The 22,195-nt window shown below is 74.4% G+C and carries 22 protein-coding genes; 3 read left to right on the top strand and 19 right to left on the bottom strand.

Going from position 1 to position 22,195, the window contains the following annotated elements:
- Positions 1-38: 38 nt before the first annotated feature.
- Entirely contained in the window at positions 39-1,358 is a 1,320-nt protein-coding gene (locus O2W53_RS10725) for a D-alanyl-D-alanine carboxypeptidase family protein (protein WP_269163004.1), read from the top strand.
- Here O2W53_RS10725 and O2W53_RS10720 read toward each other — a convergent pair.
- The 4 genes from O2W53_RS10720 to hisC form a co-directional block, all read right to left on the bottom strand.
- The gene (locus O2W53_RS10720) at positions 1,285-2,412 is read right to left on the bottom strand and encodes a YihY/virulence factor BrkB family protein (RefSeq protein ID WP_269163003.1); all 1,128 of its coding nucleotides are present in this window, start codon (positions 2,410-2,412) and stop codon (positions 1,285-1,287) included. The two genes, O2W53_RS10725 and O2W53_RS10720, sit on opposite strands and share 74 nt — an antisense overlap.
- A 67-nt stretch (positions 2,413-2,479) precedes the next feature.
- Positions 2,480-3,076, bottom strand: coding sequence for a 2'-5' RNA ligase family protein (locus O2W53_RS10715; RefSeq protein ID WP_269163002.1), 597 nt, complete (start codon positions 3,074-3,076; stop codon positions 2,480-2,482).
- The gene (trpS, locus tag O2W53_RS10710; RefSeq protein ID WP_442928851.1) at positions 3,073-4,098 is read right to left on the bottom strand and encodes a tryptophan--tRNA ligase; all 1,026 of its coding nucleotides are present in this window, start codon (positions 4,096-4,098) and stop codon (positions 3,073-3,075) included. The genes O2W53_RS10715 and trpS overlap by 4 nt, the downstream gene beginning before the upstream one ends.
- A 27-nt stretch (positions 4,099-4,125) precedes the next feature.
- Positions 4,126-5,250 carry a histidinol-phosphate transaminase gene (gene hisC, locus O2W53_RS10705; protein ID WP_269163000.1) on the bottom strand — a complete coding sequence of 375 codons (1,125 nt, stop codon included), beginning with the start codon at positions 5,248-5,250 and terminating at the stop codon, positions 4,126-4,128.
- 59 nt (positions 5,251-5,309) lie between these two features.
- On the opposite strand from hisC, the gene galE reads away from it, so the two are divergent.
- Positions 5,310-6,266 (top strand): UDP-glucose 4-epimerase GalE, encoded by a 957-nt coding sequence (gene galE, locus O2W53_RS10700; RefSeq protein WP_269162999.1) that lies wholly within the window; start codon positions 5,310-5,312, stop codon positions 6,264-6,266.
- On the opposite strand, the gene O2W53_RS10695 is transcribed toward galE, so the two are convergent.
- On the bottom strand, positions 6,247-7,578 hold the full coding sequence (locus O2W53_RS10695) for a hemolysin family protein (protein ID WP_269162998.1): 1,332 nt from the start codon (positions 7,576-7,578) through the stop codon (positions 6,247-6,249). The two genes, galE and O2W53_RS10695, sit on opposite strands and share 20 nt — an antisense overlap.
- A 198-nt stretch (positions 7,579-7,776) precedes the next feature.
- Here O2W53_RS10695 and O2W53_RS10690 point away from each other — a divergent pair, with 198 nt between their 5' ends.
- Positions 7,777-8,640: a CAP domain-containing protein gene (locus O2W53_RS10690; protein ID WP_269162997.1), complete on the top strand. Its 864-nt coding sequence runs from the start codon at positions 7,777-7,779 to the stop codon at positions 8,638-8,640.
- A 74-nt stretch (positions 8,641-8,714) separates the two neighbouring features.
- Here the strand turns inward: O2W53_RS10690 and O2W53_RS10685 are convergent, their stop codons facing one another.
- The 14 genes from O2W53_RS10685 to O2W53_RS10620 all read right to left on the bottom strand — a co-directional run bounded on the left by O2W53_RS10685 (position 8,715) and on the right by O2W53_RS10620 (position 22,093).
- Positions 8,715-9,593, bottom strand: a complete 879-nt coding sequence (locus O2W53_RS10685; RefSeq protein ID WP_269162996.1) for an endonuclease domain-containing protein — start codon at positions 9,591-9,593, stop codon at positions 8,715-8,717.
- Between the two features lie 188 nt (positions 9,594-9,781).
- Positions 9,782-10,996: an NADP-dependent isocitrate dehydrogenase gene (locus tag O2W53_RS10680; RefSeq protein ID WP_269162995.1), complete on the bottom strand. Its 1,215-nt coding sequence runs from the start codon at positions 10,994-10,996 to the stop codon at positions 9,782-9,784.
- An 83-nt stretch (positions 10,997-11,079) separates the two neighbouring features.
- The gene (gene mdh / locus O2W53_RS10675; protein ID WP_269162994.1) at positions 11,080-12,033 is read right to left on the bottom strand and encodes a malate dehydrogenase; all 954 of its coding nucleotides are present in this window, start codon (positions 12,031-12,033) and stop codon (positions 11,080-11,082) included.
- 59 nt (positions 12,034-12,092) lie between these two features.
- Positions 12,093-12,419: a DUF3017 domain-containing protein gene (locus O2W53_RS10670; protein ID WP_269162993.1), complete on the bottom strand. Its 327-nt coding sequence runs from the start codon at positions 12,417-12,419 to the stop codon at positions 12,093-12,095.
- Positions 12,416-13,285 carry a bifunctional methylenetetrahydrofolate dehydrogenase/methenyltetrahydrofolate cyclohydrolase gene (locus tag O2W53_RS10665; RefSeq protein WP_269162992.1) on the bottom strand — a complete coding sequence of 290 codons (870 nt, stop codon included), beginning with the start codon at positions 13,283-13,285 and terminating at the stop codon, positions 12,416-12,418. Before O2W53_RS10665 ends, O2W53_RS10670 begins: the two co-directional genes overlap by 4 nt.
- A 101-nt stretch (positions 13,286-13,386) precedes the next feature.
- Positions 13,387-14,007 (bottom strand): pentapeptide repeat-containing protein, encoded by a 621-nt coding sequence (locus O2W53_RS10660; RefSeq protein WP_269162991.1) that lies wholly within the window; start codon positions 14,005-14,007, stop codon positions 13,387-13,389.
- Positions 14,007-15,557 carry a bifunctional phosphoribosylaminoimidazolecarboxamide formyltransferase/IMP cyclohydrolase gene (gene purH / locus O2W53_RS10655; RefSeq protein WP_269162990.1) on the bottom strand — a complete coding sequence of 517 codons (1,551 nt, stop codon included), beginning with the start codon at positions 15,555-15,557 and terminating at the stop codon, positions 14,007-14,009. The genes O2W53_RS10660 and purH overlap by 1 nt, the downstream gene beginning before the upstream one ends.
- On the bottom strand, positions 15,554-16,210 hold the full coding sequence (purN, locus tag O2W53_RS10650) for a phosphoribosylglycinamide formyltransferase (RefSeq protein WP_269162989.1): 657 nt from the start codon (positions 16,208-16,210) through the stop codon (positions 15,554-15,556). The genes purH and purN overlap by 4 nt, the downstream gene beginning before the upstream one ends.
- 49 nt (positions 16,211-16,259) lie before the next feature.
- Entirely contained in the window at positions 16,260-17,447 is a 1,188-nt protein-coding gene (locus O2W53_RS10645) for a cell division protein PerM (RefSeq protein ID WP_269162988.1), read from the bottom strand.
- An 85-nt stretch (positions 17,448-17,532) separates the two neighbouring features.
- Positions 17,533-18,246, bottom strand: a complete 714-nt coding sequence (locus O2W53_RS10640; protein WP_269162987.1) for a hypothetical protein — start codon at positions 18,244-18,246, stop codon at positions 17,533-17,535.
- A gap of 168 nt (positions 18,247-18,414) precedes the next feature.
- Positions 18,415-19,293: a succinate--CoA ligase subunit alpha gene (gene sucD / locus O2W53_RS10635; RefSeq protein ID WP_036334175.1), complete on the bottom strand. Its 879-nt coding sequence runs from the start codon at positions 19,291-19,293 to the stop codon at positions 18,415-18,417.
- Between the two features lie 30 nt (positions 19,294-19,323).
- Positions 19,324-20,487 (bottom strand): ADP-forming succinate--CoA ligase subunit beta, encoded by a 1,164-nt coding sequence (gene sucC / locus O2W53_RS10630; RefSeq protein ID WP_164699872.1) that lies wholly within the window; start codon positions 20,485-20,487, stop codon positions 19,324-19,326.
- A gap of 105 nt (positions 20,488-20,592) precedes the next feature.
- Positions 20,593-21,003, bottom strand: a complete 411-nt coding sequence (locus O2W53_RS10625; RefSeq protein ID WP_269162985.1) for a cobalamin B12-binding domain-containing protein — start codon at positions 21,001-21,003, stop codon at positions 20,593-20,595.
- Positions 21,004-21,037: 34 nt separating this feature from the next.
- Positions 21,038-22,093: a hypothetical protein gene (locus O2W53_RS10620; RefSeq protein ID WP_269162984.1), complete on the bottom strand. Its 1,056-nt coding sequence runs from the start codon at positions 22,091-22,093 to the stop codon at positions 21,038-21,040.
- Positions 22,094-22,195: the final 102 nt, after the last annotated feature.

The following is a 22,195-nucleotide window of genomic DNA, read 5'->3' as shown; positions in this document are numbered from 1 at the left end:
TGTTCGATCGGGCAGGCCACCGCGGGTTAGCGTCGGGCATGCGCCGACCCCTGCCGCTGCGCCGGCTGACCGCCGTGCTGCTCGTGGCCGGGCTGTGGGTGATCGGGCTCCTGCTGGCCCCCGCCGGCCCGGCCATCGCCGAGTGGTCCCGGCCGACCGTCGACCCCTCGGCGCCGACCCCGACCACCCCGCACCCGGACGGGCCGCCGCAGGGCAGCGCCCCCGACGGCAGCACCGTCGGCGGCGAACGGCTGGACACCCGCGGCCTGGTGACCGTGGCCGGTGCACCGCCGCTCCCCGAGGGCATCGACGCCCGCGGCTGGCTGGTCGCCGACGCCGGGACCGGTGCGGTGCTGGGCGCGCGGGACCCACACGGCCGCTACTACCCGGCCAGCACCCTCAAGGCGCTGACGTTGCTCACCCTGGTGCCCGTCCTGGACCCCGCGCTGGTCGTCGAGAGCACCGTCGAGGACGAGGCGATCGAGGGCAGCCGGGTGGGTCTGGTGCGCGGCGGCCAGTACCCCGTCGACCTGCTCTTCCGCGCCCTGGTCATGCAGTCGGGCAACGACGTGGCCAACGCCCTCGCCCGGGCCGCCGGCGGAGTGGGGACGACCCTCGCCGCGATGAACGAGACGGCGGCCCACCTCGGCGCCCACGACACCGTGGCGGGCACGCCCTCCGGGCTGGACGTGGCCGGGCAGTCGTCCTCGCCCTACGACCTCGCGCTGATCCTGCGCCAGCTCGTCACCGACCCGTACAGCCTGGACCTGCTGCAGACCCGCACCGCACAGATGCCGACCGTCGGGACCTACGAGGGCTACCAGATCCAGAACCAGAACACCCTGCTCAGCAGCTACCCGGGCACCCTCGCCGGGAAGACGGGGTTCACCGACGCGGCCCGGCACACCTTCGTGGTGGCCGCCGAGCGCGACGGCCGGCGCCTGGTGGTCAGCGTCATGCAGGCCGAACGACGCCCGGTGCACGAGCTGGAGCAGGCCCGGCGGCTGCTGGACTGGGGCTTCGCCGTCCCGGCCGACGCCGAGCCCGTCGGCCGGCTGGTCGAGCCGGGTGAAGTCGCCGCCGCGATGGAGGCCGCGGAGGCCGCCGAGCAGATGGCGGCGGAGAAGACGGCGGCGATGGCGACCTCTGGCGGGACCGCGGCCGCCACCCCGGACACCCGAGCCGGCACGGGCTCCGTGGCAGCCCCCGGCTCCGCGACGGGCACCGCACCCCTCGTGCCCGCCGGGCTGGCGGCCGGCGCGCTGGTCATCGTGGCGGCCACCGTCATCGGCCGGCGTCGGGCGGTGCGCCGGATCGCACCGCCCGAGCCCGCCCCCGATCTGCACGACGGGCGATGAGCCGGGGCAGCAACCGGCCCGCAGCCGCGCCGACGACCGCGCCGGCCCCCAGCAGGGCGACGGCGAGCCGGCCCGGGGACGGGCTCGCCGCCCGCTCGTCGACCCGTGCGATGTCCGGCAGCGGCGTCGGCCCCGCTGGTCCGTGCGGGACGAGCGTGTCGGCGTGCTCGATCGCGGGGATCGTCGCCGTCCAGCAGGCGGTGAAGAACGCGAACCGGCAGACCACGTTGATCCAGACGATCAAGCCGACCAGACCGCCGAACGTCGAGGCGGTCACGTTGCCCCCGATGACCGTCAGGTAGAGGCCGCCGACCAGCTTCAGCGCCTCGAAGCCCACGGCGCCGAAGAACGCGCCGGGCATCAGTTGCCGGTAGCCGAACGGGGTGCCCGGCACCCCCCTGAGCAGCCACAGGAACAGCAGGACGTCCCCGGCCACGGCCAGCACGATCGGCAGGGTCCGGGCGAGCAGGAAGAAGCCGGGCGCCTCATCGACCTCGGTCAGCCCGAACACCCGGCCCGCGATGCTCGTCGCGCCGGTGGTGAGCGCGATGCTGAGCGCGCCCGCGACGCCGAACCAGAACAGCGACAGCAGGTCCCTGGCCCGGTCGGCCAGGAACTGCGGCGGGTCTGCCCGACCCCGCCAGACGATGTCCATGCCGATGCGCAGCTTGTCCATGGCGGCCAGCCCGATGAACACCACACCGAACAGGCCGACCACACCGAAGGTGGTGGCGCTGTCGACGGCCGTGGTGACGGTGTCCGCCAGGCTGTCCCCCGTCTCCCCGGGAATCGCGTCCCGCAGGGCCTGGAGGAGCTGGTCCTGCAGCAGCGGGTTGCCACGCAGCACCAGCCCGGCGACCGCCACGAGCAGCAGGGTCACCGGCGCCAGGGCGAGGAAGACGTAGTACGTCACCCCGGAGGCCATCAGGGTGGCGTGCACCCGGATGTAGCGCCGGCCGGCGCGGACCAGGTGGTCCAGCCAGGAGCGCCGGGCCCGCTGGCGCCGCACCGACCGCTTGGCCGCACCGGCCGCCCGGCTGACGGGGTTGGTCACCGGAGCCAGTCTGGGTGTCGCCCAGCGACCCCGCGCGGCAGCGGGCAGGGCCCGCCGCGGCCGCTGGTCAGCGCGGCGGACCGGACAGCGGGTACTCGCGGGACACGGCCCACGCCCCACCGGGCAGCTGCTCGAACTCGGTGAAGGTGTCGACCCGGAACTCCGCGTGCACGTCGGCCAGGCCGGCGTAGGCCATGTCCAGCATGTCGGCGGGCACGTCGTGGGCCACGGTGACGTGCGGGTGGTACGGGAAGCTCAACGGCCGGGCCAGCGGCCCGGTCCGGACGTCGGTCGCGATCAGCTCGCAGTCGGCGATGCCCAGCGCGACCGCCACGAACACCACCTCCGAGATCGGGCGGAAGGTGCCCGTGCCCGACAGGTGCATGTCGAACGGGGGGTGCCGGGCGGCCACCCGGGACAGGTGCTCGGTGATCGCCGGGCGGGTGCCGATCGGCACCTCGGTGGGCGGCAGCAGCGTCACGTGCGGGGGCACGAGGGTGGCCTGCGGGTCGCCGCACTTGCCCCGCCACTCGACCAGCAGCTGCGCCCAGGGCTCCGGGACCGACACCACGACGCCGAGGACGGCGGTGTCCGGCGACGACTCCGAGCCGGCGTCGAGCCGGTGCACGAAGGTGTCGTCGGCGCGGAGCGGCCGGTCCCTCACGTCGGTGCCCCGACGGCGGGCAGGAAGCCGACCCGCTCGTAGACCGTGGCCAGCGTGGGAGCCGCGACCTCGCGGGCCCGGGCGGCCCCGGCGGCGAGCACGCGCTCCAGCTCGGCGGGGTCGGCCAGGAGCTCGGCGGTGCGCTGCTGGATCGGGGTCAGCGCGTCGGTGACGACCTCGGCGAGCTCCTTCTTCAGGTCGCCGTAGCCACGGCCGGCGAAGTGCTCCTCCAGCTCGGCGGTGCTCTTCCCGGACAGCGCCGAGTGGATGGCCAGCAGGTTGGTCACCCCGGGCTTGGCCACCGGGTCTGCCACCACCTCGCGGCCGGTGTCGGTGACCGCGGAGCGGATCCGCTTCGCGGTCACCTTCGGGTCGTCCAACAGGTTCACGCACCCGGCCGGCGGGAGGCTCTTGCTCATCTTCTTGTCCGGCGACTGCAGGTCCAGCACCTTCGCCGCACCCGGCGGCACGTAGGCCTCCGGGAGGACGAAGGTGTCGCCGTACCGGCCGTTGAACCGGGTCGCCAGGTCCCGGGTGAGCTCGAGGTGCTGTCGCTGGTCCTCGCCCACCGGCACCCGGGCGGCCTGGTACAGCAGGATGTCGGCGGCCTGCAGCACCGGATAGGTGAACAGCCCGACCGACGTCGTCCCGGCGCCCTCGCGGCTGCTCTTGTCCTTGAACTGGGTCATCCGGCCGGCCTCGCCGAACCCGGTGAGGCACTGCAGCACCCAGGCCAGCTGGGCGTGCTCGGGGACGTGGCTCTGCACGAACAGCGTGCTGCGCGACGGGTCGACGCCCAACGCCAGCAACTGCGCTGCCGACACCAGCGTGCGCTGGCGCAGGACCGCCGGGTCGGGCTGCTCCGCCGTGATCGCGTGCAGGTCGACGACGCAGTAGAAGGCGTCGTGGTCGTCCTGGAGGGCGACCCACTGCCGCAGTGCACCCAGGAAGTTGCCGAGGTGGAAGGAGTCCGCCGTCGGCTGGATGCCGGACAGCACGCGGGGAGCAGGCACGCCCTCCATCGAACCACGCGCCCCGGGAGCGCTCGCTCAGGCTCCGGCAGCACCCGCCGGCGCGCTGGTCAGGACGTCGTCCAGCGCGCCGAGGAAGACGTCGTCCTCCTCCGGGGTGCCGACGGTCACCCGGATCCCCTCACCGGCGAACGGCCGGGTGATCACCGCGCGGGCCTCCAGCGCAGCGGCGACCTCGGCGGCCCGCTCCCCCAGCGGCAGCCACACGAAGTTGGCCTGGCTGTCGGCCACCGGCAGGCCGCGTTCCCGCAGGGCGCCGGTCAGCCGGGCGCGCTCGGCGACGACGGCGGCGCAGCGCTCGCGCACCTCGGCCTCACTGGCCAGTGCCGCGACCGCCGCGGCCTGGGCGAGCGAGGAGACGCTGAACGGCACGTGCGTGCGCCGGACCGCGTCGGCCACCGCCGGGTCCTCGGCGAGCAGGTAGCCGACCCGCAACCCGGCCAGCCCCCACGCCTTGGAGAACGTGCGCAGCACCGCGACGTTGGGCCGCCCGCGCATCAGCTCGACCCCGTCGGGGACCTCCGGGTCGGTGACGAACTCGCGGTAGGCCTCGTCCAGCACGACCAGCGTCTGCGCCGGGACGGCGTCCAGGAAGCGCTCCAGCTCCGCACGCCGCACCGCCGTCCCGGTCGGGTTGTTCGGGTTGCAGACGAAGACCAGCCGGGTCGTGTCGTCGATCGCCGCGGCCAGCCCGTCCAGGTCGTGGGTGTCCGCGGCCCCGCCGGGCGTGCCCGGGACGAGCGGCACCTGCTGGGCACGGGCGCCGGCCACCTGGGCGAGCAGCGGGTACATCTCGAAGGAGCGCCAGGCGAAGGCGATGCTCGTGCCCGGGTCGTTGTAGGCCTGGGCGAGCTGCTGGCAGACGGTGACCGCACCGCAGCCGGTGGCCACCTGCGCCGGCTCGACGCCGTAGCGCTCGGCCAGGGCCCGGGTGAGGACGACGGCACCGTTGTCCGGGTACCGGTTCGTCTCCCCCGCGGTCGCGGCGATCGCCTGGACGACCGCCGGCAGCGGCGGGAAGGCCACCTCGTTGCTGGCCAGCTTCACGGCGCGGTCGACACCGATCTCACGGGCCAGGTCGGCGGGGTTGCGGCCGGGTCGGTAGACCGGCATGGCGGCCACGGCAGGGCGGGCGCTGACCACGGGCTCCTCCTCCTCGGTCGGACCGGAGGTCGTCCGGGCCACTCACTAGGGTTGGCGGCATGCGCGTACTCGTCACCGGTGGGGCCGGCTACATCGGCAGCGTAGTCACGGCGGCCCTGCTCGAGGGCGGCCACGAGGTCACCGTGCTCGACGACCTGTCGACCGGCCACGAGGACGCCGTACCCGCCGGCGCCCGGTTCGTCCGCGCCTCGCTGCACGACTCCGCGCCCGTGCTGGCCGACGTCCGGCCCGAGGCGGTGCTGCACTTCGCGGCCAAGAGCCTGGTCGCGCAGAGCCAGGTCGCGCCGGAGGTCTACTGGCACTCCAACGTCGGCGGCTCGCTGGCGCTGCTCGAGGCGATGCGCGCGGTCGACTGCCGGCGGATCGTCTTCTCCTCGACCGCCGCCACCTACGGCGAGCCCGACCAGGTGCCGATCCCCGAGGACGCCCCGACCCGGCCGACCAACACCTACGGGGCCAGCAAGCTCGCCGTGGACGCGATGCTGACCTCCTACGCGGTGGCCCACTCGTTCGCCGCGGTCAGCCTCCGCTACTTCAACGTCGGCGGAGCGGCGTACGGCGTCGGCGAGCGGCACGCCACCGAGACCCACCTGATCCCGATCGCGCTGCAGGTGGCTGCGGGCACCCGCGAGGCGCTCACCGTGTACGGCTCGGACTACCCGACCCCCGACGGCACCTGCATCCGCGACTACGTGCACGTCAAGGACCTCGCCGCGGCCCACCTGCTGGCGCTGCCCGCCCCGGCCCCCGGTGAGCACCGCATCTACAACCTGGGCAGCGGCACCGGCTTCTCGGTGCAGGAGATGGTCGACGCCGTCCGCAGCGTCACCGGGCACCCGCTGCCGGTCGTCGTGGGCGAGCGGCGGCCCGGGGACCCGGCCCGGCTGGTGGCCAGCTCGGCCCGGATCCAGGACGAGCTCGGCTGGGCACCGCAGCACACCGACCTGCGCGAGATCGTCGCCGACGCCTGGGCGTTCACGAAGGACCTCCGCTAGCGCTCGCCGCGGTGTCGGCGTCGTCCTGCTGCGGTGCGGCGCTGACGCTGATCCGGGCGATCCGGCGGCCGTCGAGCTCGAGCACCGTCAGGGTGCGCTCCTCGACCGTCACGGTGTCCCCCAGCACCGGGAGACGCCCCAGCTCGGCGAGGACGTACCCGGCGACCGTCTCGTACGGGCCCTCGGGGAGGTGCAGCCCCGTCGCGCCGGCGAAGTCGTCGAGGTTGAGCAGCCCGTCGACCTCGTGCGGCCCCTCGGCCGGCTCCTCGGAGTCGGGCGTGACGTCCTCGTCGTACTCGTCGTAGATGTCGCCGATGACCTCCTCGATGAGGTCTTCCAGGGTGACGATCCCGTCGGTGCCGCCGTACTCGTCGACCACGATCGCGAAGTGCCGGTTCTCCTTGCGCATCCCCGACAGGGCGGTCAGCACGCCGGCGGTGCCCGGCAGCTGCTTCACCTCGCGGGCGAGGTCGCCCACGGTCGCCGCCCGCCCGGCCGGGTGCGTGGGCAGGAAGAGGTCGCGCACGTGCACGAAGCCGACGACGTCGTCCTCGTTGCGGCCCACGACCGGGTAGCGCGACCAGTTGGAGTCCGCGACCTGCTTGGCCGCGCGACTGGCGGTCATGCCGGACTCCAGGAAGTGCACCTCGGTGCGCGGGGTCATCACCTCGCGCACCTCGCGGTCGCCGGCCCGGAAGACCTCGTCGATCAGCCGGCGCTCGTCGCTGGACAGCGACTCGTGCGCGGCGACCAGGTCCCGCAGCTCCTCCTGGCTGATCGACTCCCCGCTCGCCTGCGGGTCGCCGCCCAGCAGGCGGACCAGCACGTTCGTCGACTTCGACAGCAGCCAGATGATCGGCCGGAACAGCTTGGCGATGGCGTTGAGCGGGGCGGCGACCACCAGCGAGAAGCCCTCGGCCCGCTGCAGGGCCAGCCGCTTGGGGGTCAGTTCGCCGACGACCAGCGACAGGTAGCTGATCGCGATGGTGACGGCGACGAAGGACAGCGGGTCGGCCACCCTGGGCTGCACCCCCCAACCGATCAGGACGTCGCCGAGCGGCCCGGACAGGGTGCTGGCGCCGAACGCGGCGGAGAAGAAGCCGGCCAGCGTCACGCCGACCTGGACGGAGGCGAGGAACTGGTTGGGGTCGGCGAGCAGCTTGTTCAGCGCCTGCCCGCGCCGGCCGGTCTCGGCCAGGGCACGGACCTGGGACTCGCGGAGGGACACCAGCGCGATCTCGGCGCCGGAGAACGCGCCGCCGACCAGCACGAAGGCGAAGACCATGACGATGTTGAGCCAGACGTCGCTCACGGGCGGCGCGTTCCTCCAGAGATGGTCTCGACGGGACTGTCCCGCGACCGACCACGGTAGTGGCTGCGCCGGCCCGCCGATCCGAGACGACCACCCCTGCCCCCTGCCCGGGGCCCTCCTCGCCCGAGGGGCCCGGTGACCGTCCGCATGCGTCTACCCTCGCTTGGGTGACGACCTGTGCTCGGTGAGGGCGACCGCGTGCCGCGCCGCGCCTCCCCGCCGTCCCGGCTGCTACGGGCGGTCCTGCTGCTGACCGTCGTCGCCGCGGTGGCGCTCACCCTCGCGTTGAACGGCGGCTCCCTGCCCGGGCTCGGCGACACGGCGGGCTCGTCGGACGTCGACCGGGGCACCGCACCCCCGGCTGCCGCGGCCGGCGGTGCCGCGACCACCGGCCGCGCGCCGGTCCCCTCCCCGGACACCCCGGCCGAGGTGCCGGCGACGACCACCGCCGCGGCGCCGACCGAGTCCCCTGCGCCCTCGCCGGCAGCGGCCGGGCAGACCAGCACGCCCGCGCCGTCGGTCCAGCCCGAGCCGGCGCGCGGGGCCCCCGTTCCGCCACCTGCGGCCGCCGCGGCGGTGCCGCCTCCCCCGGCCCGCGCCGCACTGCCGCCCCCGGCCCCCGCCGCACCGCCTCCCGCGGCCCGCGCCGCACCGGCTCCTCCGGCGCCCGCTGCACCGGCGGCGGCGCCCGGACCGGAGGGCCAGGTGCTCGCGCTGGTGAACGCCGAACGGACCTCCGCCGGCTGCGCCCCGGTCAGCGCCGACGCCGGCCTGGCCGCGGTGGCCCGGGCACACAGCGCCGACATGCGGGACCGCGGCTACTTCGACCACGTCACGCCCGAGGGCCTCGACCCCTCCGCCCGCGCCCGCGCGGCTGGTATCGGCTACGCGAGAGCAGAGAACATCGCGTCCGGCCAGCCGGACGCGGCCGCGGTGATGGCCGCCTGGATGTCCAGCCCCGGGCACCGGCAGAACATCCTGAACTGCCAGCTGCGCACGTTGGGGGTCGGCGTCGCCACCGGTTCCGGCGGCCCGTGGTGGACCCAGCTGTTCGGCGCCTGACCGTCCGCCCGCCGCGCCGAGCTCGGGCTGATGGCTGTCTCGCCGTGGTCGAGACAGCCACCAGCCCGAGCTGATCACTGCAGGGCCGCGCGCAGCCGGGCGATCATAAGCTCCGGGGAGTGGAGATCGGCCGCGGTCACGACCAGCACGCGCCAACCGGCGGCCGCGAGTGCACTGAGCCGCTGCCGGTCCCGCACGAACTGACCGGGTCCGTCGTGCCAGACCCCGTCGTACTCCAGCGCCACCCGGCGCTCGGGCCAGCCGAAGTCGACGCGGGCCAGGAAGCGCCCATCGGCGCGCACCTCGAACTGCGCCACCGGCGCGGGCAGCCCGTGCGCAGCGAGCAGCAGCCGCACCCTGGTCTCCTGGGGCGACTCCGCCCGCCCGTCCGCCGCCGCTGCTGCCCGGCGGGCCCGTGCCGACCCGCGGCAGGTGGGCAGCGCGCTCACCGCCGCGCGGACCTCGTCGAGGCCCACGACCCGCGCGTGCACGAGCTGGTCGAGCAGGACGACCGCCTCCTCCGGCGGCGCGAACCGGGCCAGGTCGACCGCCGTCCGCAGGCCGGTCGTCCAGCGGAGGAAGGCCCCGCGGGTCAGCACGGCACCGTCGAGGTGCGCCGCCCGGACGACGATCCCCGGCTCCGGGTCCCAGCGGGTGCCCCGCGCGACCACCACCTCGACCGGGTCGCCCGCGCCCGCCACGTCGCGCACCCCGAGGAGGTCCGCGGCGCTCCGCCCACCCAGGACGGCGCCCCGGGGCATCCGCAGCGCCGCGCCACGGGCGTGCAGCCGGTGGGTGTCGGGCAGCGTCGCGTCGGCGTACACGTCCTGGCGCAGCCGGCGCCATGCCGAGCTCCGCAACTGCGCCCTGGTCAGCAGGCCGACCTCGATCGCCCAGGTGCCACGGAAGACCCGCCCGTAGAGCACCGCAGGGCGGTGCGGAGGAAGCGGCACCGGGGCAGCCTGCCGCGACCAGCCTGCCCTGCGTGGGCGTCGTCCACAGGGAGGTGATCACCTCGGGCCGGTGGCTGCCTCGTTCGGACCGAGGCAGCCACCAGCCCGACCTCGGCACCGCACCACGACGCAGAACGGCCCCCGCGACCAGAGGTCGCGGGGGCCGTTCTGAGCTACGACAGCTGTCGTCAGGCCATGGCCTTCTGCAGGTTGCTGTCGATGGCCGCCAGGAAGTCCTGGGTGGTCAGCCACGGGGCGTCCTTGGAGATCAGCAGCGCCAGGTCCTTGGTCATCTGGCCGCTCTCGACGGTCTCGACACAGACCCGCTCGAGGGTCTCGGCGAACCGGGTCACCTCGGGGGTGCCGTCGAGCACACCGCGGTGGGCCAGGCCCCGGGTCCAGGCGAAGATCGACGCGATCGGGTTCGTCGAGGTCTCCTTGCCCTGCTGGTGCTGGCGGTAGTGCCGGGTGACCGTGCCGTGCGCGGCCTCGGCCTCGACGGTCTTGCCGTCCGGGGTGGCCAGCACCGACGTCATCAGGCCGAGCGAGCCGAAGCCCTGGGCCACGGTGTCGGACTGCACGTCACCGTCGTAGTTCTTGCAGGCCCAGACGTAGCCGCCCTCCCACTTGAGGGAGGCGGCGACCATGTCGTCGATGAGCCGGTGCTCGTAGGTGATCCCGGCCGCGTCGAACTGCTCCTTGAACTCGGCCTGGAAGACCTCCTCGAAGATGTCCTTGAACCGACCGTCGTAGGCCTTCAGGATCGTGTTCTTCGTGGAGAGGTAGACCGGGTAGCCGCGGTTGAGCCCGTAGTTCAGCGAGGCCCGGGCGAAGTCGCGGATCGACTCGTCGAGGTTGTACATCGACAGCGAGACGCCGGCGCCGGGGGCCTGGAAGACCTCGCGCTCGATCGGCTCGCCGCCGTCCTCGGGGGTGAAGACGACCTTCAGCGTGCCCGCGGAGGGGAACGTGAAGTCGGTGGCCCGGTACTGGTCGCCGAAGGCGTGGCGGCCGATGATGATCGGCTTCGTCCAGCCCGGCACCAGCCGCGGCACGTTCTCCATGATGATCGGCTCGCGGAAGATCACGCCGCCGAGGATGTTGCGGATCGTCCCGTTCGGGGAGCGCCACATCTTCTTCAGGCCGAACTCCTCGACCCGCGCCTCGTCCGGGGTGATGGTGGCGCACTTGACGCCCACGCCGTGCTGCTTGATCGCGTTGGCCGCGTCGACCGTGACCTGGTCGTCGGTCGCGTCGCGGTTCTCCATCCCGAGGTCGTAGTACTCCAGGTCGACGTCCAGGTACGGGAGGATCAGCTGGTCCTTGATGAACTGCCAGATGATCCGGGTCATCTCGTCGCCGTCGAGCTCGACGACCTTGCCCTCGACCTTGATCTTGCTCACGTCGTTCTCCTTTGTGCGCTCATGGCCCCGCTGCAGGGCCCCGCCGCGCGCGTGCGAGCGGTGGGGGGCAGCGGGGTCCTTCCTCAGAGGTCGGCTACGTCGGCCTGCTTCGCGCGTACCGCCTCGGCGGCCTCGCGCAGGCCGGCCAGCTCACTGTCGGAGAGGTCGCCTTCGACGACCTTCCGGACACCTTCCCGGCCGATCTCGGCCTCGACCCCCAGGTAGACCCCCGAGATCCCGTACTCGCCGTCGACCCAGGCACACACCGGCAGCACGGCGCCGCTGTCCTCGATCACGGCGCGGGCCATCCGGGCGGCCGCGGCCGACGGCGCGTAGTAGGCGGAGCCGGTCTTCAGCAACGCCACGACCTCGGCCCCGCCGTTGCGGGTGCGGTCGACCAGGTGGGCGATCCGGTCGGCGGCCAGCACGTCGGACAGCGGCTTGCCGTCGACGGTGCAGCGGGAGGGCACCGGGACCATCGTGTCGCCGTGCGAACCGAGCGTCAGCGTGCGCACCGAGCCGACCGGGACGCCGAGCTCCTCGGCGACGTTGTTGCTGAACCGCGCGGTGTCCAGCATCCCGGCCTGGCCCATGACGCGGGCCTTCGGGAACCCGGTGGCCAGCTGCGCCAGCGCGGTCATCTCGTCCAGCGGGTTGGACACGACGATGACCACGGCGTCCGGAGAGGTCTGCGCGACGTTCTCGGCGACCTGGCGGACGATGCCGGCGTTGGTCTCGATGAGGTCCATCCGGCTCATGCCGGGCTTGCGCGGCAGCCCGGCGGTGATGACCACGACGTCGGAGCCCTCGGTGCCCGCGTAGGAGCCGCCGCCGACCCCCACGACCTGGGTCTCGAAGCCCTCGATCGGGCGCGACTGGTTGATGTCCAGCGCCAGCCCCTCGGGCTTGCCCTCCACGATGTCGGTGAGCACGACCGTCTCGAACACGTCGTACTCCGCCAGCCGCAACGCGGTCGTCGAGCCGTAGAAGCCGGCACCTACCACGGTCACCTTGCTGTTCCGGGCCCGATCTGCCATGCCCGCCAACCTAGCCCGGCACGGCGTCGTCCGGCCATGCGGGGGCCGCTCCGGGCTGGTCAGGACGGCGGGATGTTCAGTGCCATGAGCACCAGCGCGACGCCGGCGCACCCCGTCAGGGCGACGTCGACGCGCTGGCTGCGGACGGCGAGGAAGCCGATGCGACGCAACGGGAGCAGCAACCGCAGCGCGGCTGCGGCGACCAGGGCGAGCCCCATCACGACCAGCCCCTGACGCCACCGGTCACCGGCGACGAGCAGCAAGCCCACCCCGGCGATGACGATGACGGCCAGCAGCGGCCACTGCCGGAGGAAGCCGGCCAGCAGCGGTCGGCGCAGGTAGAGCGGCGACCGGTCGGGCGCCGGCGCGCCGGCGCGCCGGCTCATGCCGTCAGCACCTCGAGCCCGGCCGCCTGCTCGGCGGCGAGGACGACGTTGGCCAGCAGCATCGCCCGGGTCATCGGGCCGACGCCACCGGGGTTGGGGGCCACGAAGCCGGCCACCTCCCGCACGTCCGCGGCGACGTCGCCGGCGATCTTGCCCTCGACCCGGCTGACCCCCACGTCCAGCACGGCCGCCCCCGGCTTGACCATGTCGGCGGTGATCAGCCCCGGGACGCCGGCCGCCGCGACGACGACGTCGGCCGCGCGGGTGTGCGCGGCCAGGTCCCGGGTGCCGGTGTGGCAGAGGGTCACGGTCGCGTTCTCGGTGCGCCGGGTGAGCAGCAGGCCCAGGGGCCGGCCGACGGTGATGCCGCGGCCGACCACGACCACCTCCGCACCGGCCAGCGGCACGTCGAAGCGGCGGAGCAGCTCGACGATCCCGACCGGCGTGCAGGGCAGCGCCCCGGGGACGTTGAGCACGAGCCGGCCGAGGTTGACCGGATGGAGGCCGTCGGCGTCCTTGGCCGGGTCGATCCGCTCGAGCACGACGCTCTCGTCGATGCCGCGCGGCAGGGGCAGCTGCACGATGTAGCCGGTGCAGGCCGGGTCGGCGTTGAGCTCGTCGACGACGGCGAGCACCTCGGCGAGGTCGGCGGTGGCCGGCAGCTCCCGCTGGATGCTGGCGATGCCGACCTGCGCGCAGTCGGAGTGCTTGGCGCCGACGTACCAGCGGCTGCCCGGGTCGTCGCCGACCAGCAGGGTGCCCAGCCCCGGCCGCCGCCCGGCCGCGGCCAGGGCGGCCACCCGCTCGGTCAGCTCCGCCCGGATCGTCGCCGCGGTCGCCTTGCCGTCGAGAGTCGTCGCTGCCACGTGGTGCAGTCTGCCCGATGCGCCCGCCCCCTGGGCTCGACGTGACCAGCCGCTGCCCGACCGGCCGTCCGGGTGGGTGACGCCCCGGCCGACTGCAGCCCTCAGTCGGCCACCAGGGCGCCGTGGGCGCGGGTGAACAGCACCGCCTGCACCAGGTCCAGCCGGACCCCGGTGGGGTCGAACCCCTGCCAGTTGACGCCGTCGGTCTCGGCTCCGCGCAGGTCCGCCCCACGCAGCAGGGTGGACTGCAGCCGCGCCCGCCGGAGGTCGGCCCGGGTCAGGTCGGCGTCGGTCAGGTCGGTGTCGGTGAGGTCGGCCTCGGTCAGCTTCTGGCCGGCCAGGTCGACGCCGGACAGGTCGACGCCCCGCAGCGACACGTAGGACCAGTCGGACTCCTCCGAGGTCATCGGCCGCATCGTGGCACCGGGGAACTGCGAACCGGTCAGCTTGCAGCCGGTCCAGGTGACGTTGGAGAGCTTCGCCCGGTCGAACCGGCAGGAGAGGAACGCCGTCCCCTCGTGCCGGGAGCCCGACAGTGCGGCGCCGGTGAGGACGCAGCGCTCGAACACGCACCGGCTGGTGACCAGCTCCGCCATCGAGGCGTCGTCGAACCGACAGTCGATGAACGTGACCCGCTCCAGCCGGACCCAGTCCCAGTCCACGCCCGCGAGGTCCTCGTCCTCCCAGACCGTGTCCGGCTCCGGCGGTTGCGGGTCCTCCATCAATGCGCGAAGTGGCGGGTGCCGGTGAGGTAGAGCGTCACCCCGGCGGCCTGCGCGGCGGCGACGACCTCCTCGTCCCGCACCGACCCGCCCGGCTGCACCACTGCCCGCACACCGGCGTCCAGCAGGACCTGCAGCCCGTCGGCGAACGGGAAGAACGCGTCGGAGGCGGCGACCGAGCCGGTGGCCCGCTCCCCTGCCCGGGCCACCGCGAGCCGGGCGGAGTCGACCCGGTTGACCTGCCCCATGCCGACCCCGACGGTGGCCTTGTCGGCGGCGAGCAGGATGGCGTTGCTCTTCACCGCACGCACCGACCGCCAGGCGAACACCAGGTCGTCCAGCCCGGCGGCGTCCAGCGGTGCACCGGCGGCCAGCGTCCAGCTGGTCGGGTCGTCGCCCGGGGCGTCGATCCGGTCGGCGGTCTGCAGCAGCAGCCCGCCGCTGATGGCGCGCAGCTCCACCGACAGCCGGGGGGCCTCGGGCATGCGCAGCAGCCGGATGTTCTTCTTCGCGGTCAGCACGCCGAGGGCGTCCTCGGTGAACGACGGGGCGACGACGACCTCGGTGAAGACCTCGGAGATCTGCTCGGCCAGGGTCAGGTCGACCTCACGGTTGGCCGCGATCACGCCACCGAAGGCGGAGACCGGGTCGCAGGCGTGTGCCTTGCGGTGGGCGGCGGCGATGTCGGCCCCGACGGCGATCCCGCAGGGGTTGGCGTGCTTGATGATCGCCACGCACGGGTCGGCGTGGTCGTGCGCGGCCCGCCAGGCGGCGTCGGTGTCGACGTAGTTGTTGTAGGACATCTGCTTGCCGTGCAGCTGCTCGGCGTCGGCCAGCCCCGACTGCCCGCTGCGGTACAGCGCCGCGCCCTGGTGCGGGTTCTCGCCGTAGCGGAGGACCTCGGTGCGCTCCCAGCTCCCGCCGACCCACTCGGGGAAGCCGCTCGCGTCGTCCGGGGCGAGCACGTTGCCCATCCACGAGGCGACGGCGACGTCGTAGGCGGCGGTGTGCCGGAACGCCTCGGCCGCCAGCTCCCGGCGCTGCGCCAGGGTGAACCCGCCGGCCGCGACCGCCTCGACCACCTCGTCGTAGCGGCCCGGGTCGACGACGACGGCGACCGAGGGGTGGTTCTTCGCCGAGGCGCGCACCATCGCCGGGCCGCCGATGTCGATCTGCTCGATGCACTCGTCGGGCGATGCGCCGGAGGCCACCGTGTCGCTGAACGGGTAGAGGTTCACCACGACCAGGTCGAACGCGGCGATGCCCAGCTCGTCGAGCTGGGCGACGTGCTCCGGCCGGCGGCGGTCGGCGAGGATCCCGGCGTGCACCGCCGGGTGCAGCGTCTTCACCCGCCCGTCCAGGCACTCGGGGAAGCCGGTGACCTGCTCGACCGGGGTGACCGGCAGGCCGGCGGCGGCGATCCGGGCAGCGGTGGCGCCGGTGCTGACCAGCTCCACCCCGGCGTCGACCAGCCCACGGGCCAGCTCCTCGACGCCGTTCTTGTCGTAGACCCCGAGCAGGGCGCGGCGGACGGGGGTGCGGTCGCTCATCGGGTGCTCTCCTGTGTCGGTGCGTCGGTGGGGGGCAGTCCGGCGGCCTGGACCACGAGGCCGGCCAGGGTCTGCACCAGGAGCTCCCGCTCCACGTCCTTGATCCGTTCGTGCAGGCGCTCCTCGTCGTCCCCGGGCAGCACCGGCACCGGGCGCTGGGCCAGCACCGGGCCGGTGTCGACACCCGAGTCGACGAGGTGGACGGTCGCGCCGGTGGTGGTGACGCCGGCGGCCAGGGCGTCCCGGACGGCGTGGGCGCCGGGGAAGGCCGGCAGCAGCGCCGGGTGGGTGTTGACCACCCGGCCACCGAACGCGCCCAGGACGGCGGGGCCCAGCAGCTTCATGAAGCCGGCGCAGACGACCCAGTCCGGCCGGTGGCGGGCCAGCTCCGCGGCCAGCGCAGCGTCCCAGCCGGCCCGGTCGGGGGCGTCGCGCAGGGCGGTGACGAAGGTGGGGACGCCGGCGTTGCGCCCGTGCGCCAGCCCGGGGGCGTCGGCGCGGTCGGAGCCGACGGCGACGACCTCGGCGGGGTACCCGGGCGTGGCGGTGGCGGCCAGCAGCGCGGCGCACAGCGTGCCGGCGCCGGACAGCAGGACCACGACGCGGGCCCGATCGGGGCCAGACCGCGGGACGGCGGTCGCGTCGGCGGACACGCTTGCCAACCCTAGCCGTCACCTCGGACGAGTCCGACCGCGGCCGGGGTCAGCCCCGCGAGCGCCAGCGGCAGACGGCGGCGGCCACGGCGGCGGCGAGAGCTGCCTGGGCGGCGATCGCCAGCCCCGTGGCGAGCGCCGGCGCACCCACCTCGGCCAGCGCCGCGTCACCGAGCCGGCCGCCGGCGACCAGCACCCACAGCCCGGCGCAGACCCCGACACCCAGCCCGGCGACGACGCCCCACAGCGCAGCGATCACCGTGCCGCCGTCGTCGTCCCCGAGTCGACGACCGACCACCGCACCCGTGACCAGGCCGGCCACCGCGGGCAGGGCCTGGGAGAGGAAGGCCAGCAGCGGCACCGCCTGCGTGTCGGGCAGCGCGGCGAGCAGCGGCAGGGCCGGCACGCTGCCCAGCGTCACCCCGCTGGTGGACACGAACGTCCCGGCGCCCACCAGGAAGCCGGGGCCGGCGGCGAGGCCCATCACCGCGGCCACGGCGTTGGGCAGCAGCAGCAGGCTCAGCCCCACCTGCCCGGCGGCTCCGGCACCGGCGCCGCCGAGGCCGGTGATGACCCGGCCGAGCCCGGCCACGTCGTGGACGAGGGCCACCGCGACCACCGCGGTGCAGCAGGCGGCCAGCGCCAGGGTCCCGGCGGCCACCGCGCGCAGGACCACCCGGCCGGGACCGGGGAACCGGTCGACCAGCTCCACACCCAGGCCCGAGTCGCGCAGCACCCCCAGCCCGCCGGCGACGAGTGCGACGACGCCGGCTCCCAGCACCGCACGCGGCAGGGCGACCGAGGCACCCGGGGCCTCGACGACCAGCGCCAGGCCGGCGGTGAGGGCGACGTGGACGGCGACGACGACCGCCAGCACCACCGCCGCTCCCCCTGCGGTGCGCGACCGCCGGAGAGCCGCCACCGACCCTGCTGCCCGGCTGATCCCCCAGGCGATCCCCGCGGTCACCGCCAGCGGCGCGAGTCGCAACGGGCCCGAGGACAGCTGGAGCTCCGCGCCCTGCGCGAGCAGCCACAGCTGACCGGCCACCCGCGCGGAGGCCGTCAGCGGCAGCCCACCGTCGGGGTCCAGGGTCTGGACGACGACGACGGCGAGGGTCAGACCGGTCAGTCCCAGGACCGACACGGCCAGTGCTGCGGCCACGGCCAGGACGCCGGTCAACCGGGTGCGACGCTCCCCCGGCCCGACGGAGGGCAGGCGCGTCCGCACGGAGGTCACCCCTCCACTGTCGCAAGGCACACCGGGCCTGGCCCGGCGCACGCGCCGGGGCGACTCAAGTCACGGTCCCGGCCGTGGCACGGGGTCAGTGGTCAGGTGCAGGCCGTGGTCGGTCGGGACCGACCGGCGGCTGCCAGGGCTCGGCAGGCTGCCCGTACTGCGGCTGTCCGTGGTCCGGCTGTCCGTACGGCGGCTGTCCCCAGCCCGTCGGCTGTCCGTAGTGCGGTCGGCCGTACTGCGGCGGCCCGCCCAGCGGCCCCCCGTGCTGCAGCGGCTGGCCCTCACCGGGCCGGCTCCCGGCGGGCGCCCCGGCCGGGCCGGCCTGCTGGCCGGACCACGCGCGGAGCCCGGGCAGCAGGGACGACGCGGCCAGCACGGTCACGGCGGCGGCGACGAGGACGCCCAGCAGAGCGGGGAACTGGAAGCCGTAGTCGAGGCTCCGCAGCCACGCGATGAGCGTGCACAGCAGCGCGAACGCGGCCAGGACGACGGCCGGTGCGGCGCGCAGGAGACCGGCCCGGTCCGGGCGGACGGCCGGGAACACCGCCCACGCTCCCGCGCCGAGCAGCAACAGCGCGCTCAGCACGACCAGCGCGGAGAACTCGTACCCGCTGGCCGTGATCCGGCCGGCGAAGTCGAGGGTGACCGAGGCCCACGGGAGCAGACCGACGAGCAGGTAGAGGACGGCTCCCCCGGCCACCAGGAGGTCCACCGTCGTCAGCCGGCTCCGGTCGAACCCGCGGACGCCCGCCGGCGGGGGCGGTGGCGCCCAGGCCGGCTCGGGACCACTCGACGTCATCGTGCGCTCCTCGTGCGTGGACGGTCGGGTACGGGCGGGCACCCGCGAGTCTCCGCCGTCCCGGCGCCGACGGGCACCCCGGGCACGCCGCTGCCCGGCACCCTCCGCAGAGAGGCCGGGCAGCAGCGGTGCAGTTCGGCTCCGTCCCGGGGAGGACGGGGTCCTCCGTCAGCCGCCGACGATCTCCCGCATGAGGCGGGCGGCCTCCGACGGGGTCTTGCCGACCTTCACGCCGGCGGCCTCGAGGGCCTCCTGCTTGGCGGCGGCCGTGCCGGCCGAGCCGGAGACGATGGCGCCGGCGTGGCCCATCGTCTTGCCCTCGGGGGCGGTGAAGCCGGCGACGTAGCCGACGACCGGCTTGGTCACGTTGGCCTTGATGAAGTCCGCGGCGCGCTCCTCGGCGTCGCCGCCGATCTCGCCGATCATCACGATCGCCTCGGTCTCCGGGTCGTCCTGGAACGCCTGGAGGCAGTCGATGTGCGTCGTCCCGATGACCGGGTCACCGCCGATGCCGACGGCGGTGGAGAAGCCGATGTCCCGGAGCTCGTACATCATCTGGTAGGTCAGCGTGCCGGACTTGCTGACCAGCCCGATCTTGCCGGCCTGGGTGATGTTCGCCGGGATGATGCCGGCGTTGGACCGCCCGGGGCTGATCAGGCCGGGGCAGTTCGGGCCGATGATCCGGGTCGAGCCGCCCTGGGCGTGCGCCCAGAAGTAGGTCGAGTCGTGCACGGGGATGCCCTCGGTGATGACCACGGCCATCCCGATCTGCGCGTCGACGGCCTCGAGGACGGCGTCCTTGGCGAACTTCGGCGGCACGAAGACGACGGTGACGTCGGCCCCGGTCTCCTTCATCGCGTCGGCGACGGAGCCGAAGACGGGGACGGTCGTGCCGTCGAAGTCGACGGACTGGCCGGCCTTGCTGGGGTTCACGCCACCGACGACGGCGGTGCCGGAGGCGAGCATCCGCGCAGTGTGCTTGCGGCCCTCGGATCCGGTGATGCCCTGGACGATGACCTTGCTGTTCTCGGTGAGGAAGATCGACATCTGTCTGGTGTCCTGTTCGAAGCGGGGCGGTCAGGAAGCGGCGAGCTCGGCGGCGCGGCGGGCGGCGCCGTCCATGGTGTCGACCACGGTCACCAGGGGGTGGGCGGCCTCGGCGAGGATCCGCCGGCCCTCCTCCACGTTGTTGCCGTCCAGCCGCACGACCAGCGGCTTGGTGGCCTCGTCGCCGAGCAGGCCCAGCGCCGAGACGATGCCGTCGGCGACGGCGTCGCAGGCGGTGATCCCGCCGAAGACGTTGACGAAGACGCTCTTCACGGCCGGGTCGGACAGGATGACGCCCAGCCCGTCGGCCATCACCTGGGCGGAGGCGCCACCGCCGATGTCCAGGAAGTTGGCCGGGCGGACGCCGCCGAACTCCTCACCGGCGTAGGCGACGACGTCCAGCGTGCTCATGACCAGGCCGGCGCCGTTGCCGATGATGCCGACCTGGCCGTCCAGCTTGACGTAGTTGAGGCCCTTCTCCTTGGCCGCGGCCTCCAGCGGGTCGGCGGCGGCGGAGTCCTCGAGGGCGTCGTGCTCGCCGTGCCGGAAGGAGGCGTTCTCGTCCAGGGTGACCTTGGCGTCCAGGGCGAGCACGGTGCCGTCGGGCGCCTTGGCCAGCGGGTTGATCTCGACCAGGGTGGCGTCCTCCTTGCTGAAGACGTCCCACAGCTGGACGGCGATGGCGATCACCTGGTCGCGGACCTCGGCCGGGAAGCCGGCGGCGTCGACGATCTCGGCGGCCTTCTGGGCGTCGACACCGATCGAGGCGTCGACGGGGACCCGGGCCAGCGCCTCCGGGCGCTCGACGGCGAGCGTCTCGATCTCCACGCCGCCCTCGACCGAGGCCATGGCGAGGAAGGTGCGGTTGGAGCGGTCGAGCAGGTAGGAGAAGTAGTACTCCTCGGCGATGTCGCTGGCCTGGGCGACCATCACCCGGTGGGTGATGTGCCCCTTGATGTCCAGCCCGAGGATGTCCTGGGCCCGCGCCTTGGCGGCCTCAGGGTCGTCGGCCAGCTTCACGCCGCCGGCCTTCCCGCGGCCGCCGACCTTCACCTGCGCCTTCACGACGACCGGGGCGGAGATCTCGCGGGCGATCGCCTCCGCCTCCTCGGGCGTCTCGGCTACGCCGCCGGGGAGCACGGGCACGCCGTGCGAGGCCAACAGGTCACGGGCCTGGTACTCGAAGAGATCCACGAGCAAGGACCGTAGCCCGCCACCGGGGCGCCTGCGTCAGGTGCCCTCCGACCGAGGGGGACGTCTCACCCGTCTCTTCCGCTGAGCGGGTGCCGGACGAGGCGGTCAGGCCTCGGCGGAGACGCCCACGTGGTCCCGGACCCAGCCCACGATCTCCTCGGTGTTCGCGCCCGGGGTGAACACCCGGGCCACCCCGAGCTGGGCCAGCTCGGGCAGGTCGGCGTCGGGGATGATCCCGCCCCCGAAGACGACGACGTCGTCGACGTCCCGCTCGCGGAGCAGCTCGGCGAGCCGCCGGAACAGCGTCATGTGGGCGCCGGAGAGCACCGAGAGGCCGACCGCGTCGGCGTCCTCCTGGACGACGGTGTCCACGATCTGCTCCGGCGTCTGGTGCAGCCCGGTGTAGACGACCTCCATGCCGGCGTCGCGGAGCGCCCGGGCCACGATCTTGGCGCCCCGGTCATGGCCGTCGAGGCCCGGCTTGGCGATCACGACTCGAATGCGCTCAGCTGCCACGACCGCGACTCTAGGGGCGCAAGGGTGGCCCACGTCACCCCCGAGCGGGGGAACCGCGCCGCCAGCGCCAGGCCAGCAGGGTGAGCCCCACCGCGCCGAGGGCCAGCACCAGCAGGCCGGCGCCCGGCACGGTCCACTCCAGGTCGGGACTGGACCAGGCGTCGCGGAGCCCGGTCAGCGCGCTGTCCAGCAGGAAGACGGCGACGGCGAGCAGGCCACCGACGGCGGCGAGCCGGGGCCGCAACGACGGCGCGACGACGGCGGACAGCACGAGTGCGCCGGCCAGCAGCAGCCCGCCCAGCAGGGCCAGCCCCGGCCGCTCCAACAGCGCCTGCGGCCCCTCCTGGTCCACGACGACCTCCAGCCCGGTCAACGGGTCGGTCACCACCCGGTCCGGGACGTCGGCCGCCGGCAGCGCCAGGGCCAGCACCGCTGCGACGCCGAGGAGCGCCGCCGAGCCGGCGAGCACCGGCCGCAGCGGGTCCAGCGCCCCGCCGTCCTCCATCACGGTGCGGCTCCAGGCGGCGAAGGCGGTCAGGCCGGCGAGGACGGCGAGGCTCAGGGCGAGGACCCCGAGCACCCAGCCGGTGGCGGTCTCCACCGAGCTGGTGAGCACCAGCTCGCCGGCCAGCACCTCGACCGCCGGCCGGGTGGTCGACCCCTGCCCCCGGTGGAGCTCGATGAGCAGCCGGCCCACGGCCAGCGCACCGGTGACCGCCGCGTAGGCCAGGCCGAGTCGAGGCACCCGCCCGAGAGCCAGCCCGGCGCCCACGGCGATCGAGGCGACCGGCGCCACGAGGGAGACGACGGCGTCCAGCGCCCCCTGCACCGGGGTCACCGCGATCCCCCCGACCACGAGGTAGGTCGGGAAGACCGCCGCTGCGCCGGCCAGTCCGGCGAGCAGGAGCAGCACCCCGCAGATCCGGGCCAGCACCGGGACCGCTCCGACGACGAGCTGGTCGGGGCCGGGGGTGGACGGCGCGGTGGCACCGGCCCGGGAGCCTCCGGAGCGGCGGGCCGCGGGGGTGCGCGCGGCGGCAGGCCGGCCTGGCTCGCCGGTGCGGGCGGGGTCGCGGTCACGGGCGGGCACTGGGGTTCTCCTCCGGATCGAGCTCTCTGGCCGCGAGCGCGTGTCGCGTGACAGTTGTATGACGTTCAACACAACGGGGCATTACGGTCCCCTGAACCGAGC

The sequence above is a fragment of the Modestobacter sp. VKM Ac-2978 genome, assembly GCF_026968025.1.
Taxonomy (GTDB): domain Bacteria; phylum Actinomycetota; class Actinomycetes; order Mycobacteriales; family Geodermatophilaceae; genus Modestobacter.
Note: the sequence above shows the minus strand (reverse complement) of the source record. Positions and strands in the feature narration are given on the sequence as shown.

Bases quoted from the DNA above. Each gene is read 5' to 3' on its own strand.
- O2W53_RS10725 (WP_269163004.1), top strand. From the start codon at position 39: ATGCGCCGACCCCTGCCGCTGCGCCGGCTGACCGCCGTGCTGCTCGTG.
- trpS (WP_442928851.1), bottom strand. From the start codon at position 4,098: ATGGAGGGCGTGCCTGCTCCCCGCGTGCTGTCCGGCATCCAGCCGACG.
- galE (WP_269162999.1), top strand. From the start codon at position 5,310: ATGCGCGTACTCGTCACCGGTGGGGCCGGCTACATCGGCAGCGTAGTC.
- mdh (WP_269162994.1), bottom strand. From the start codon at position 12,033: ATGGCAGATCGGGCCCGGAACAGCAAGGTGACCGTGGTAGGTGCCGGC.
- O2W53_RS10670 (WP_269162993.1), bottom strand. From the start codon at position 12,419: ATGAGCCGGCGCGCCGGCGCGCCGGCGCCCGACCGGTCGCCGCTCTAC.
- O2W53_RS10660 (WP_269162991.1), bottom strand. From the start codon at position 14,007: ATGGAGGACCCGCAACCGCCGGAGCCGGACACGGTCTGGGAGGACGAG.
- purH (WP_269162990.1), bottom strand. From the start codon at position 15,557: ATGAGCGACCGCACCCCCGTCCGCCGCGCCCTGCTCGGGGTCTACGAC.
- O2W53_RS10640 (WP_269162987.1), bottom strand. From the start codon at position 18,246: ATGACGTCGAGTGGTCCCGAGCCGGCCTGGGCGCCACCGCCCCCGCCG.
- sucD (WP_036334175.1), bottom strand. From the start codon at position 19,293: ATGTCGATCTTCCTCACCGAGAACAGCAAGGTCATCGTCCAGGGCATC.